The organism is Pseudoalteromonas sp. SM9913 (genome assembly GCF_000184065.1).
In the GTDB taxonomy this organism is placed as follows: domain Bacteria; phylum Pseudomonadota; class Gammaproteobacteria; order Enterobacterales; family Alteromonadaceae; genus Pseudoalteromonas; species Pseudoalteromonas tetraodonis.
In genome coordinates this window covers 925496-940769 of record NC_014803.1, presented here as the reverse complement: position 1 = coordinate 940769, position 15274 = coordinate 925496, and the positions used below count along the sequence as shown (strand labels likewise).

Here is a 15274-nt window from a genome sequence, read left to right as displayed (position 1 = left end):
AACCGCCAATTGGCGGTTTTTTTGTTATCTCAAGCTTAACTATTTTGCCAGTGCTAACTTCACTGCTGCCTCGGCATGTATTTTGGTGGTGTCGTAAAGCGGAACCTGCGTATGTTGTGACTTTACCAACAAGGCGATTTCAGTACAGCCTAAAATGATGGCCTGCGCGCCTTGTGCAAATAATCGCTCTATAATGCGTATATAATCAGCTCGCGAATCGTCATCAATAATCCCTTGGCATAACTGCGAATAAATAACCTCGTGCACTCGCTTTCGCTCATTAGGCTCAGGTATTAATACCTCAATGTTATGCTTATTAGTTAAACGCTCTTTGTAAAAGTTTTGCTCCATTGTAAATTGCGTTCCCAACAACCCTACTCGCGTAATGTTATCGTGCTTTAGTTGCTCAGCGGTGGCATCGGCAATATGCAAAATAGGAATAGTAATATTACTGGCAATCTCATCGGCCACTTTATGCATAGTGTTGGTACAAATAAGTAAAAACTCGGCACCACCAGCCTCTACAGATTTAGCTGCCTTGGTGAGTAACTTAGCTGTTTGTTGCCAATCACCTTGATGCTGTAGCGCTTCAATTTTTGCAAAATCGACGCTCACCATACAAATTTTGGCACTATGTAGTCCACCCAATGAGTTTTTAACGCCTTCGTTTAAAACTTTGTAATAGCTGGCTGTTGACTCCCAACTCATACCTCCGAGCATGCCGATTGTTTTCATAGCTAGTTCCCTCTCTCGATCGCAGTTTACGTTTCACAGTAAGTTAAAAATAGCCGCTCTTCACTAGAAACTTAATTAGCTTTATTAACTGCACTTATCACAGCGTCAGACAATAACAACTTATCGTCTTTATATACTTCAAGCCAACCTGGTGGTGAGGTATCACAACCAATTACAGTTACTTGCAATACGTAACTGTAACGTCCGTTTTTAAACGTATAGTGATGATTGCCGCCACTACCTTCAAAGGTAATATCACCATTAATTAAAACGATATCAGGCTTATCGCTTGGGCTTTTATCAATGCTCCACGACGCATAACGGAAGTTTCCATCGCCTAAATCATCAACACGAACTCGGTATTTTGCTGTGTCCCAATCGAGTATTGGTTTTTGAAAGGTTTTAATAATTGAATGGAGTGATTGTTTATCTTGAGAAATTAGCTTTTCAACACGCACTTGCTCAGTGGCATTTTGTGTATTCACAGAAATAATTTTGCCGTCTTTGTCTACCCACACTATGCCGTTATTGAGCATAATGCCGCGCCAACCCACTTTATCCCAATCAGTATCAATATTTGAACTGGCAATAACGCCAACAAGTTCTTCGTCAAACACTTCATCAAAGCGGGTAATAAACTCAACTTCATTTTTAATGTCGGGCAATGGATATTGCCTTTTTAGAGGGTAGCGAATATGCGCAGCAATCGCAGTTTTATCATGCATTTTAAAAGCAGTAATAACAGGTAAAACACTCTCGTGATACTTTTGCTCAAGCGCAAATGTGTTCGATGTGAAAAATAGGGATAGGCAAAGCAATATGTAATTTAGATACTTCATTAAAAAACCTTCAATTTTGACTTTCGTTATGTGCTAATACTTTGACCTAAAATCTTAAAACATACCTTTCTGTTGAGGCGCTTCTTTATGATCGGTAACTTTCGTAATAAGTTTTTCGATCTTCAAACCTTGCGGTGTTTTAGTCTGAATTATTTCCATTTCAACTATTAATAGATCCCCTTTTCCAAACCTCTCTCCCTTATCAACAGTATCAATAAACTCTCTATCAGTAATTTCTGCATAAAAACTGGACTGTCCATCAAATAATTTCCACTTATTTCCATCTTTAAAGGATGGAGATTCAATCGTTAAACCTGTAGTAATTGTATTTTTTGAAATTGGTAAATCGAAATCAAGAGGTTTAAAAAATTCAGCATCATTAGCCGAAGCTTTAGTTTGGATATCAAACTTTGAAGATTTTAACTTTACTTCGCTTAATCCTTTAACCAAAGGCTCCCTAATAAATGTATCTAACGAATTAGCAGCTTTTGGATCAGAAAGAACGTTTAGCGTTTGAATATGAAATACCTGAGTATGACCATTAGAGTTTTCGATATTAACTGTATTCGCATTACTATCTGGTGTGCACTGCTTCGGTTGATTGCCAGCTAAATGAATACATAATTTAATTGAGTCAGTAGCCAGAGTAATAAGGTCTTTGGGGGAGCTAGTACAAAATAATGCTCCAGAGGATAAACCTACCACCTGTAGTAAAAAATCAATATCAAATGATTGCCCTCTAAAACCTGAGACATCCATACATAGCGATGCATCTTTACCATAAGCTTCTGTTGTAATCACGTTCATAAATTCATCTAGTGCTAAAATATAGCGAGCAACATCTTTCGCTTTTAGCTGCCCTTTTTCAACTGCTGCACCGTAATATTCAAGAGATAGCTGATCTTCCGTAATTGTCTGCATTATAATTCCTTAATTAGAGTAACTAAAACTTAGTATTCTTTATGCTTAGTCCAAAAAATTAATACCTAGACTACACGTTCAATTCATTCAATAGTCACATCTAATGCCTATTATGTAAACAATTGAGTTATCGATATTTATTGCGATAAAAAGATACAAAAATAAAAAACGAGCCTAACTTGGCTCGTTTTTGTTTTAACTGATAGCTGACCGCTTCGCTATTTAACCACTTCGCTTTACTCCGGCTCATACCCCAAGTTAGGCGATAACCACCTTTCGGCTTCTGCGAGCGTCATATTTGTTCGCTTGGCGTAGTCTTCCACTTGGTCACGTTGTACTGCCGCTACGGCGTAGTATTTCGCTTGTGGGTGTGAAAAGTACCAACCCGAAACCGCAGCACCTGGCCACATGGCGTACGAGCTGGTGAGCTGCATACCAATACGTTTTTCGGTATCGAGCAACTGCCAAATTTTCTTTTTCTCGGTGTGCTCTGGGCACGCTGGGTAACCCGGTGCTGGGCGAATACCTTGGTAGTTTTCGCGGATTAGCTCATCGTTACCCAGGTTTTCATCCGGTGCATAACCCCAATACTCTTTACGCACTTGTTCGTGCAAGTATTCAGCAAAGGCCTCGGCGAGCCTATCAGCAACCGCTTTTACCATTATTTTATTGTAGTCGTCTTGCTTGGCATCGAACGCATTGGCGAGGTCGTCCTCTTCTAAACCGCCTGTTACCGCAAACGCACCAAAGTAATCGGGTGTGCCTTTTGGCGCAATGTAATCGGCTAGGCAGTAGTTAGCAAAGTCGGTTTTTTCGGTTTGCTGCCGTAAATGACATGAGGTAGTTAATAGCTCTTTTCGCGTTTCGTCGGTGTAAATTTCTATATCATCGCCCACACGGTTTGCTGGGAATAAACCAATAACACCTAATGGTTGCAAAGTGCCTGACTTTTCAAGCTCATCGAGCATATCGTTGGCATCTTTAAACAAGCTTTGTGCTTGTTCGCCCACTACTTCGTCGGTCAATATGCGCGGATATTTACCGGCGATTGACCAGGTCATAAAGTACGGCGTCCAGTCTATGTATTTACGTAAAGTCGCGATTGATACATTTTTAAACTCAGTCACGCCCAACTTTTTAGGCACGGGTGGTGTGTAGTTATCCCAATCGAGCTTGGCTGCATTATCGCGGGCGCGCTGTATGGTAACTGGTTTTGAGCGCGGCTTTTTGCGTGCTTGTTGTTCGCGTACTTTGTCGTACTCGGCAGTGGTTTTAGCTAAAAATTCTGCTTTATGCTCTTTTGATAATAAATTAGACACCACACCCACGGCGCGGCTGGCGTTATTTACATACACTACGCCTTTGTCGTACTGCGGCTCTATTTTCACTGCGGTATGCGCTTTTGAGGTGGTTGCCCCACCAATCATGAGCGGCAGCTCAAAGCCACGACGTTTCATTTCTTTGGCAACATGTACCATTTCATCAAGCGATGGGGTAATTAAGCCCGAAAGGCCTATAATATCGGCTTTTTCGTCAATCGCGGTTTGCAGTATTTTATCTGCTGGCACCATTACGCCAAGGTCGATTACTTCGTAGTTATTACATTGTAGTACTACGCCAACAATGTTTTTACCTATGTCATGCACGTCACCTTTTACGGTAGCCATAACAATTTTACCGTTGGTGGCGCCTTCTTCTTTTTCGGCTTCAATGAATGGGTCAAGGTAGGCCACGGCTCGCTTCATCACACGAGCCGATTTAACCACTTGGGGTAAAAACATTTTACCGGCACCAAATAAATCCCCAACCACGTTCATGCCATCCATGAGTGGCCCTTCAATGACGTGAATAGGTTTATCGGCGCCAGCACGGCACTCTTCTGTGTCTTCATCTATAAAGGTGGTTATGCCTTTTACTAGAGCATGCTCTAGGCGCTTTTCAACCGACCAAGTGCGCCATTCTAAATCTTCTACCCGCTCAGCTTGTGCCATGCCTGAATATTTAGGCGCAAGTTCAACAAGGCGCTCGCCCGCACCGGGGTCGGTGTTAAGAATTACATCTTCTACGGCTTTACGAAGTTCCTCGGGGATGTCGTCGTAAACCGCAAGTTGCCCTGCGTTTACTATGCCCATATCCATACCCGCTTTTATAGCATGGTATAAAAACACCGAGTGAATCGCTTCACGTACTGGGTTATTACCTCTAAACGAGAACGATACGTTTGATACCCCACCCGACACTTTACAGTGCGGTAAGTTTTGCTTAATACGGCGGGTGCCTTCAATAAATTCTACGGCGTAGTTGTCGTGCTCTTCTATGCCGGTGGCAACGGCAAATATATTGGGATCGAATATAATGTCTTCTGGCGGGAAGCCAATTTCATCAACCAAAATACGGTAGCTGCGCTCACAAATTTCAAACTTACGATCGGCAGTATCGGCTTGGCCGTCGGTATCAAATGCCATCACAACAGCGGCGGCGCCAAAGCGTTTTATAATTTTAGCTTGGCGAATAAACGGCTCTTCACCCTCTTTGAGTGAAATGGAGTTAACAATGGCCTTGCCTTGAATACACTTTAAGCCTGCTTCTATTACTTCCCATTTAGAGGAGTCGACCATAATAGGTACTTTAGAAATATCAGGCTCTGAGGCAATTAAGTTTAAAAACTTCACCATGGCGGCTTTTGAGTCCAGCATGGCTTCGTCCATGTTGATATCAATAACTTGGGCGCCATTTTCTACTTGCTCGCGGGCCACATTAAGGGCGGTCTCGTAGTCTTCTTCCATGATCAAACGTTTAAACATGGCCGAGCCAGTTACGTTAGTACGCTCGCCGACATTAGTAAATACTGCAATTTGTTGGGTCATTGGCGGCTCCTTAATTTAAGTTACAGGCTTCTAGGCCTGATAAACGCATACGCACTTCAAGCTCAGGTAATTTTCGTGGTGCTGTGCCTTCAAGCCCTTTGGCAAAGGCACGAATGTGCGCAGGCGTAGTGCCGCAGCAACCGCCAACAATATTAATAAAGCCCGATTTACCCCAATCTATGATCTCTTTTGCCATGTCGTCTGCTTCTAAGTCGTATTCTCCAAACTCATTGGGTAAGCCCGCGTTAGGGTGAACAGAGACAAAGGTTTCGCACACACGCGATAGCTCTTCAACGTATTGGCGCAGTAAATCTGGCCCAAGGGCGCAATTTAAGCCGATTGAAAGCGGCTTAATATGGCGAATAGAGTTATAAAATGCTTCAGTGGTTTGCCCTGAAAGCGTACGGCCTGAGGCATCGGTAATAGTACCTGAAATCATCACTGGCAATGTGCGCCCTGCTTGTTCAAACGCTTCTTCTACCGCGAACGATGCCGCTTTTGCATTAAGCGTGTCGAATATGGTTTCGATTAAAATTATATCTACACCGCCCTCCATAAGCGCAAGGGTCGACTCAACATACGCAGTCACTAACTTATCAAAGGTGATATTACGATAGCCGGGGTCGTTTACATCCGGCGATAACGAACAGGTTTTAGACGTTGGCCCTAAAACGCCTGCTACATAGCGCGGTTTTTCTGGGGTTTTAGCGCTAAATTCGTCACATACTGCGCGGGCTAACTTAGCCGACTCTAAATTGACTTCACGGCTTATGCTCGCCATGTCGTAATCTTCCATCGAAATGGTGGTCGAGTTAAAGGTGTTGGTCTCGATAATATCGGCACCAGCGGCTAAAAAGCTGCGGTGTATATCAGTAATAATTTCTGGCTTGGTTAGGCTTAATAAATCGTTGTTGCCTTTAATAAGCACGTGCCAATCTTTAAAACGTTCACCACGGTAGTCTTGCTCTTCAAGCTTATGCGCTTGGATCATGGTTCCCATTGCACCATCTAAAATTAAAATGCGCTGTTTGAGCGCAGCGCTCAGCTCTTGATGCTTATTGTTTTGAGGATTATTCGGCATAGTTGTTAGTCCTTACGTCTTGGCTAACTAGGTTAATATCATAGGGTGTGGTTTGGTAAACGTAATAATTTAACCAGTTTGAAAACAGCAAAAACGCGTGGCTTTGCCATGTTTTAGACGGTTGCTTGCTGGCATCGTCATCAGGAAAATAGTTTTCGGGCTTTGGCGCATCAGGGCTTTTTTGTAAATCGCGCTCATATTCGGCTTTTAAACTGTCGGCATCGTATTCTGGGTGGCCGGTAATAAACACTTGGCTGCCCGATTTATTTTTAAGTAAATAAGCCCCGACTCGTTCAGAGCCCGCTAATACCACCAGCTCTTCACAGGCGTTTATTTTATTTATATCTATGTGGCCATAGCGTGAGTGCGGCACTAAAAAGGTATCGTCAAAGCCGCGGGTAAGTGCACCATGGGCAAAGTAGCATTGATGGGTAAACACTCCGCAGAGTTTGTTGTCTTTTAAATCGCGCTTTAAATTATAACGGTGATATAAAGCCGCGTGGGCAGCCCAGCACGAAAACAAGGTAGAGGTTACATGCTGCTCGGCCCAATCAATAATCACTTTGAATTCTTCCCAATACGCCACTTCTTCATACTCTAAATGTGCGAGCGGCGCACCGGTAATTAATAGTGCATCGTAATTATTATTTTTCACTTCTGAAAAGTAACGATAAAAGGTATCTAAGTGTTGCTCTGAGTTACTACTGCTACGATGCGTGTCAAGGCGCAGTAGCTCTACATTTACTTGCAGCGGAGAATTAGCCAACAAGCGAATAAACTGTACTTCGGTTTCTACTTTATTAGGCATAAGATTAAGAATAGCCAAACGCATAGGGCGTATTTCTTGCGTTTTTGCACGCGTTTTTGGCATTACAAACACGTTTTCATGACGTAAACGTGCAATAGCTGGCAATTCGTCTTCTACTGTAATTGGCATTCTTAAAGCTCCTGCTCATAAAAACCGAGAATTAATACGCTCTCATTATGAACAGAATGTCAAAAATATCAACCTCTAGATGTATAGATGTCTAAATGAAGTTTATTCACGCGGTTTGTACAAATTGAATATGTACTTTAAAACAGCCCCATTCGTTGACTGTTTCACCTGTGAGCCACTACAATACAGCATTGAAATTTTTATTATTATTGAAGGCTTCTTCCATGGTTTTACCTGATAAGTTTATATTCTCGATGAGTCGAGTATCTAAGGTTGTGCCACCAAAACGCACTATCTTAAAAGATATTTCGTTGCATTTTTTCCCTGGTGCAAAAATTGGTGTGCTAGGTCTAAATGGTTCTGGTAAATCATCATTACTACGCATTATGGCAGGTGTTGATGAAGATTTTGAAGGTGAAGCTCGCCCTCAACCAGGCACTAAAATTGGTTACTTGCCGCAAGAGCCTGTTTTGGACGAAAGCAAAACAGTTCGTGAAATTGTTGAAGAAGCTGTGGGTGAAGTAAAACATGCCCTTAACCGCCTTGACGAAGTGTATAACGAATACGCAATGGAAGGCGCTGACTTTGACGCACTGGCAAAAGAGCAAGGTGAATTAGAAGCGATTATTCAAGCGCATGATGGTCATAATATCGATAACGTATTAGAGCGTGCTGCCGATGCTCTGCGTTTACCTGAGTGGGATGCTAAAATTAAGCACCTATCGGGTGGTGAGCGCCGCCGTGTTGCTATTTGTCGTTTATTACTTGAAAAACCAGATATGCTTATTCTCGATGAGCCAACTAACCACTTAGATGCTGAGTCGGTTGCCTGGTTAGAGCGCTTTTTACATGACTACGAAGGCACCGTTGTGGCAGTAACGCATGACCGTTACTTCCTTGATAATGTTGCTGGCTGGATTTTAGAGCTTGACCGTGGTGAAGGTATTCCGTGGGAAGGTAACTACTCTTCTTGGCTTGAGCAAAAAGATGCCCGCTTACAACAAGAGCAAAAATCTGAAAAAGCACGTCAAAAATCAATTGCACAAGAACTTGAGTGGGTGCGTTCAAACCCTAAAGGTCGTCAAGCTAAGTCAAAAGCACGTATGGCACAGTTTAGCGAGCTACAACAGTCTGATTACCAAAAACGTAACGAAACCAACGAATTGTTTATTCCACCTGGCCCACGTTTAGGTGACCAAGTATTAGAAGTAAACAACTTACGTAAAAGCTTTGGCGACCGCGTATTAATAGACGATTTAAGCTTTACCATGCCTAAAGGCGCTATTGTGGGTATTATTGGTGCCAATGGTGCAGGTAAATCAACGCTATTCAAAATGCTAAGCGGTGAAGAGCAGCCAGATAGCGGTAATATCAGCATTGGTGAAACAGTAGAACTGGCAACTGTTGATCAGTTCCGTGGCAACATGGACGAAAGCAAAACGGTATTCCAAGAAATCTCTGATGGCCAAGATGTACTAAAAATTGGTAACTTTGAGTTCCCAAGCCGTGCTTATGTTAGCCGTTTTAACTTTAAAGGTAACGATCAACAAAAGTTTGTTAAAGACCTTTCAGGTGGAGAGCGCAACCGTTTACACCTAGCTAAGCTGTTAAAAGCAGGCGGCAACGTAGTACTACTGGATGAGCCAACCAATGACTTGGACGTTGAAACATTACGTGCCCTTGAGAATGCTATTTTAGAATTCCCTGGTTGTGTCATGTGTATCTCGCATGACCGTTGGTTCCTTGACCGTATTGCTACACACATTTTAGATTACCGTGACGAAGGCCAAATTAACTTCTTTGATGGTAACTACACTGAGTACGAAGAGTGGCTTAAAAAGACCCTTGGCGCAGAAGCTGCACAGCCTAAGCGTATTAAGTACAAAAAAATTGGCTAACAGCCACAGTGAATAAGTTAAAAGCCCTGCATTTTATGCGGGGCTTTTTTATGCGAGCTATTTTTATCTTTGAGCAAATTGGCGTGTTGAGCATTACCAGCTATGCTTATTATAAATAACAACTTTATAAGATTATTATGCAAAACCGTCGGCAATTTTCTCGTATTATGTTCTCTACAGCAGCGCAATTGGAAACGGCTAGCTCCCAGTATGCATGTACCCTATTAGATATTTCTTTACATGGTGCACTGATCACTAAAAGCGATGCCTTTACAGGCAACAAAAATGACGAAGCAATATTACGTTTTACCTTGCCACAAAGCGATATTGAAATAAAAATGCCGGTGGTTATTCGTCATATCGAAGAAAATCATATTGGTCTTAAATGTCATAACATTGATATAGACAGCATTACGCATTTAAAGCGCTTGGTTGAACTAAACCTTGCTGATGAAACATTATTACACCGTGAGCTTGAAACGCTTATTTACCAAACATAAATAGACGCACTGCGTGAAGTTGATTACCATAATCAAAAATAATTAAACGACGCAGATATGAGTTTAAATCCCAATCTACCTTTAGTTTATCATCCTAATTACTCGTTTAGTTTTGATCCCAAACACCGCTTTGTAATGAGTAAATTTGCACAGCTACACCAGCATGTTAAAACCCTTGGGCTTGCTGGCAGCAATATCATAGAGCCACCACATGGTAGTGTTGAAGAGTTAGAAATAGTACATTGTGAAAACTACATTCACGATTTATGGCATAACCGCCTAGATGAAAAAGCCATGCGCCGTATAGGCCTACCTTGGTCACAAGCACTAATGAACCGCACATTTACCGCCCCATTAGGGACACTGCAAACTGCGCGTTTAGCACTTAAAAATGGGCTTGCGTGCCATTTAGCGGGTGGCACTCACCATGCCCACAGTGATTTTGGCTCGGGTTTTTGCATGGTGAACGATTTAGCTTATACCGCACAAACGTTAATTCAAAATCGTGAAGTCACCAACGTACTGATTTTTGATTTAGATGTTCACCAAGGTGATGGCACCGCAGCCATGCTGGCTCATCAACCTTATGCGTTTACCTGTTCAATACACTGTGAGAAAAACTTCCCATTTAGAAAGTCCCCTAGCGATTTAGATATTGGTTTAGCCAATAATATGCAAGACGCTGAATACTTAGGTATTGTTGACGATACGCTACAATTTTTATTAAACGAGCTTAACCCAGATCTGGTTTTGTATGATGCTGGCGTTGATATTTGGCAAGAGGATGGCTTAGGTAAACTGGATATTAGTTGGCAAGGTATAGAAAAGCGCGACCACTTAGTGCTTAAGCGTTGCCTAGCAAATAACACCCCTGTAGCCACTGTGATTGGCGGAGGTTATGACAGAGATCATCAGCGCCTAGCAAAGCGCCATGGCATTGTTATTGAGCAAGCGGCCAGTTTTTAATTATACTTTTAACTGACTCGGCGTAATACCTGTCCAACGCTTAAATGCACGGCGAAAATTAGGAATATCATAAAATGCTAAGCGCATCGCGACTTCTTCATTGCCTTGCTGACACACCCCCAGTAAATAAAGTGCTTTAAGTTTATTTTGTTCATCTTGTAATTGTGAATAGCTAAAACCATGCTGTTTCAGTTTGCGCTTAAAAGTCGCCGAGCTCATAGCAAATTGCTCTGCAGTACTAACGAGATTATTGTTTGTATTGTGGTAAATGGATAGGCAAACTGCCTCAACAAAAGACAAAGATACATTTTTAGGCAATTGACTTTGCGCTATGCACTGCTGCCACCGCAATGGGCTTGACTCTGGGTTTGAGCACTTAAGTAATTGTTTATTAAAGTGCCAACGGGTGTAGGGTTGTTCAAACCGAACCCGTAAGCCTATGTGCTGCTCATACTCTTGAATATGCCGCGGGCGCTTACAGGTAAAATCAAAATAACACTGTGGGTAGTGATCACTCACTTTTTTAAGTAAGCTAATTAACGCGGCACTATATATTTCAAAACAATAATTTTTTAATGACTCGTCCATACCGATACTCGGTTGCAAGTACAGATAAAAATCGTCTTGAAATATATGCTTACGGGTAAAAAATAAAGGCGCAATAACAGTGCGAATTTGTTGTAATTGCTTCAAAGCCATACCTAAACTTGGGCTTAAACGCACACTTTGCACTGCAGGGCTAACATCATTAACCAATTGATGACCCAGTAAAAAACCACTGTCGTTACTCTTCATTAAGGTTTTAAACTGGCTAATTAAAGCCAATAACTGCGATAAACTAAAACGCTGTGATAGGTCATATAAATCTTGCTCAAAAATACCCGTACCACGCAGCAATTTATGCAACGGGATCCCTCGTCCTTGAGCAAGCTCCACCAGCGCAGTGATAATCCCCTCGGCGCTGAGGTATTTATCGTCTAAGCTAATATACTGCTGCACCTACAAGCGCCTTTTGTTGTTGTAATTGTTGATGTAGCTGGCTGGTTTGCTGCACTGGATCTTGCTCTAAATCCATTGCCATGGTGGCGGTTAAAATATGCTGAAACTGTGCACCTTTGCTTTTTGCGACTTTAAACGCACAGTGATTAAGCGCCGCTTTCATTTGCGCTAATAGCTCTTTGGCTTGGCTTTGGCTGGTATTCGGCATAAGTACAATAAAGCAATCACCGGCATAGCGACATAGCACATCGTTTAATCGGCAATTCATTACTAATAAATCACTAATTTCTCGTAGTAACCTATCGCCTTCACTAAAACCAAACTGCGCATTAAACTTTGCAAAATCACGAATATCAATAACACCTAAAGTGGCGGATTGCTGCTCTGTTTGGCGTTGCTGCATCAGTGAATGTAAGTAGTTAACTCGGTATAACCCTGTTACAGGACAGACTTTTTCATGCTCTCGCAGATGCGCTTCTCGACGACGCAATTGACGATTTAAAACAAATTGTTCTTGATGCCAATAATAAAGCCCAACACTGGTAAGCGACATACCAAACGGCGCTGGCAGTGATTCAAACCAAGTGAGCCATAATTGTGGTGGTTGTTTTAACCACTCATCGAGTAAATCGAGCGTGGCGGAGAACATAAACAAACCCAAACCTAGCACCAATAAGGTGGTTACTTTGCCTGGCGGACGTGAAATAAGTAATGCAACTATCCAGCTGAGAGTCATCAACACAATCCCGCCCTCACCGACAATATCGAGCCACGCAATGTCTTGCCATTGCTTAAGTTCGCCAAAATAAGTACATATTGCTACAGCCATAACTAACAATAAAATGATGGTGTTGGTTAATTTTGCATGGTTGGTAAATGGGTTATATCGCATTAGGGTGGCTTCTTTAGTCTATGTTGGTCTGCATGCTAGCTTAGTCATGCTGTGTTCGTCAGGGTCATATTGGCTCATTGATATGACATTGAGATTAAAATTTATAGGTATTTAACCTAGTAATAACCATCTTTAGTGCGCTGGAGCCGTGTTTAAACAGCTCAAATGTCTGTTTAAAAAGCACTAAGTTGGCGTTTTGTCAGGAATTAACGGTAAAACTGTCACATTAGCGTCATTAACTTTTTTTAGTTTGCTCACCAAACCAAGGACAACCGGAGCAAATCAATGAAACAATTTAAGTTAAATGCTGTTGTGGCGGCGTTAGCACTGAGCCAATTTAGTGTTAGCGTGAATGCACAAGAACAAACATCACCAAGAGAACCCGAAGTAAAGGTTTCTGAAGAACTTGTGGTATATGGCGAGATTGGTTATCGCAACCGCTCGCAAGAACTAGCGCCCACGCTTGAATACTCACAAGAATACTTTCAGCGCTTTGAACCACTCACCGCAGGTGATGCATTAAAGCGTGTTCCTAGTGTTACTTTTTTATCTGATGTACTGGAATCAGACGGCGCACGTATGCGCGGTTTAAGCCCTGCTTACACAAAAGTACTTATTAATGGCGAGGAAGTTCCGGGCGCAGGTGCTGACCGTTCATTCTTTGTTGACCGTATTCCTGCAGAATTAATTGAGCGTGTAGAAATTATTCGTTCATCTAGTGCCAACCGCTCTGCCGATGCCATAGCAGGTACGCTTAATATTGTACTACGCGATGGCTATAGCTTAGACGGCGGTTATATTCGCGCAGGTGGCTTACGTTATGATGATGGCGAAATAAAAGAGAGCCTTGCGGGCGTTTACGGCACTGAGTTTGCAGGTGGGCGTTTACTGTTAGGCGCTAATTTACAAGGTCGTTATAACCCAAAACAAAAATCAAGTAGACGTTATGGCGATAGCCCTGAAAATAACCCGAATTACGCAACGGACGATTTTGATAACCGTGAAGATCAATCTGATACCCGTGATGGCGATGATACCTCTTTAAATGCCAGCTTTGAGAAGGTATTTGATAATGGCGGTAAGTTTGACATTAGTGCTATGTGGGTTGATACCGACCGTACTGAAGACGAACGCTCTTTTGAATACGACAACCCAACGGCAACGTCAGGCTCTGTTGTTGAAGGGGGTAATTTACTCTCAGATAACGCAAACGTTTCGTTTATTAATCAAACCAACTACAACATTAATTCTGGCTATGAATTACCTCTGCTCGGCGGTACCAGTAAATTTAAAGTGGGTTACGCCAGCTTTGAAGAGTCTGTTTACGAACAAGAAGTTGAGCTTGACACCTCAGAACTTCCAATGGTATTTGAAGAAGCAGAAGAAACCGTTGATATCGATGATAAAGAATGGTCATTACAATGGCAGCACAGCTTACTAGTAGGTGATTCAAAAGAAATTCAATTTGGTGCTTTTATACAAGGTAAAGAGCGCGATACAGCTATTTTTGTCGCTGAAGATGAGCTTGAAAAAGACTTTACCAATTGGGATCAATTTACTAAGAATCCACTGACTCTTGCCGGTTTTGACAACGCCTTTGAACCAGTGGCTGGTGGCGTTAATACCCTAGAAGAAGACCGTTTTGATTTATTTGCGCTAATCAAGCATGAAGCGGATGTGTTCTCGTGGGAGATGGGGGTGCGCTGGGAGTCAACTGATTCAAGTATTACTGATACCAATGAAGGCGTAACTGCCGAGAATGATTATGACTTTTTCTTACCGTCGGCTCATTTTCGTTACAGCGTCAGTGATAACGGACGAGTCAGCGCCTCTGTTGCTCGCAGCTTACGCCGCCCTGACTTTGACTACATGACACCCGCCTTACTTGAAAAAGAGCTCGCTGATAATGACTTTTTAGGTAACCCAAGCCTTAAACCAGAATCGTCTTGGGGTATCGATTTAGGTTACGAATACCGTTTAGGTAAAAGTGGTGTTGTTGGTGTAAACGTATTTTACCGTGACGTTAGCGACCTTATTGAAATTGCCAGTACCGGTGTTGAAGGCTCACAAGGCGAAGGCACATTTGTACTGCAACCACAAAATACTGGTGATGGCACAGTTCAAGGTATTGAGTTTGATTTATCAACTCCACTAAGCGCCTTGAACATGCCTAACACTGGTATCTTCTTAAACTACTCTTGGCTCGACAGTGAAGTTGAAGACAGCTTTGGTAAGCGTAAATTTAATGACCAATCTGATTATGTTTATAACGTAGGCTTTATCCAAGATTTACCAACACTTGGCGCATCATTTGGTGCAACGTACCGTAACCAAGGTGATGCATACGGACGCTTTGTGGGTGAAGAAGTGACAACCTCTTATGGTGCTGATTTAGAGTTATTCGTAGAAAAACGCTGGGAAAATGTAACGCTTCGCCTAGTTGGTTCAAACCTACTTGATGCCAGTAAAGATGAAGTTTTCAACAAGTTTGACTCTCTTGATGATCAAAATAATCGTAACTTTGATGAGTACGAGCTTGAGTCTGAAGAAGCAGGTCCAGTGATTCAAGTAATGCTACGTTACGCATTCTAATCACACGTACTGTCATTTTAAGCACGTATTGGCAAGCCATCGCGTGC

General features: G+C 42.3%; 12 protein-coding genes. 4 read left to right on the top strand and 8 right to left on the bottom strand.

Going from position 1 to position 15274, the window contains the following annotated elements:
- Positions 1-39: 39 nt before the first annotated feature.
- The 6 genes from PSM_RS04330 to PSM_RS04305 all read right to left on the bottom strand — a co-directional run bounded on the left by PSM_RS04330 (position 40) and on the right by PSM_RS04305 (position 7380).
- The gene (locus PSM_RS04330) at positions 40-735 is read right to left on the bottom strand and encodes an aspartate/glutamate racemase family protein (RefSeq protein ID WP_013464372.1); all 696 of its coding nucleotides are present in this window, start codon (positions 733-735) and stop codon (positions 40-42) included.
- A gap of 71 nt (positions 736-806) precedes the next feature.
- Complete coding sequence (locus PSM_RS04325; protein WP_013464371.1) at positions 807-1574, bottom strand: hypothetical protein; 768 nt, start codon at positions 1572-1574, stop codon at positions 807-809.
- Between the two features lie 54 nt (positions 1575-1628).
- Positions 1629-2495 carry a hypothetical protein gene (locus tag PSM_RS04320; protein WP_013464370.1) on the bottom strand — a complete coding sequence of 289 codons (867 nt, stop codon included), beginning with the start codon at positions 2493-2495 and terminating at the stop codon, positions 1629-1631.
- A 236-nt stretch (positions 2496-2731) separates the two neighbouring features.
- Positions 2732-5362, bottom strand: a complete 2631-nt coding sequence (gene metH, locus PSM_RS04315) for a methionine synthase (protein WP_013464368.1) — start codon at positions 5360-5362, stop codon at positions 2732-2734.
- Between the two features lie 10 nt (positions 5363-5372).
- Entirely contained in the window at positions 5373-6443 is a 1071-nt protein-coding gene (locus PSM_RS04310) for a homocysteine S-methyltransferase family protein (protein ID WP_008465493.1), read from the bottom strand.
- On the bottom strand, positions 6433-7380 hold the full coding sequence (locus PSM_RS04305; RefSeq protein ID WP_013464367.1) for a homoserine O-succinyltransferase: 948 nt from the start codon (positions 7378-7380) through the stop codon (positions 6433-6435). Before PSM_RS04305 ends, PSM_RS04310 begins: the two co-directional genes overlap by 11 nt.
- 224 nt (positions 7381-7604) lie before the next feature.
- On the opposite strand from PSM_RS04305, the gene ettA reads away from it, so the two are divergent.
- The 3 genes from ettA (at position 7605) to PSM_RS04290 (ending at position 10744) form a co-directional block, all read left to right on the top strand.
- Positions 7605-9278, top strand: a complete 1674-nt coding sequence (gene ettA, locus PSM_RS04300) for an energy-dependent translational throttle protein EttA (protein ID WP_013464366.1) — start codon at positions 7605-7607, stop codon at positions 9276-9278.
- 137 nt (positions 9279-9415) lie between these two features.
- The gene (locus tag PSM_RS04295; RefSeq protein ID WP_013464365.1) at positions 9416-9778 is read left to right on the top strand and encodes a PilZ domain-containing protein; all 363 of its coding nucleotides are present in this window, start codon (positions 9416-9418) and stop codon (positions 9776-9778) included.
- 57 nt (positions 9779-9835) lie between these two features.
- Positions 9836-10744 carry a histone deacetylase family protein gene (locus tag PSM_RS04290; RefSeq protein ID WP_013464363.1) on the top strand — a complete coding sequence of 303 codons (909 nt, stop codon included), beginning with the start codon at positions 9836-9838 and terminating at the stop codon, positions 10742-10744.
- Here the strand turns inward: PSM_RS04290 and PSM_RS04285 are convergent, their stop codons facing one another.
- Both PSM_RS04285 and PSM_RS04280 read right to left on the bottom strand, forming a co-directional pair.
- A complete protein-coding gene (locus PSM_RS04285) occupies positions 10745-11743 on the bottom strand; it encodes a helix-turn-helix domain-containing protein (protein WP_013464362.1) in 999 nt (332 codons plus the stop codon).
- A complete protein-coding gene (locus tag PSM_RS04280) occupies positions 11727-12635 on the bottom strand; it encodes a GGDEF domain-containing protein (RefSeq protein ID WP_013464361.1) in 909 nt (302 codons plus the stop codon). Before PSM_RS04280 ends, PSM_RS04285 begins: the two co-directional genes overlap by 17 nt.
- Before the next feature lie 285 nt (positions 12636-12920).
- Here PSM_RS04280 and PSM_RS04275 point away from each other — a divergent pair, with 285 nt between their 5' ends.
- Complete coding sequence (locus PSM_RS04275) at positions 12921-15227, top strand: TonB-dependent receptor plug domain-containing protein (RefSeq protein WP_013464360.1); 2307 nt, start codon at positions 12921-12923, stop codon at positions 15225-15227.
- Positions 15228-15274 lie beyond the last annotated feature (47 nt).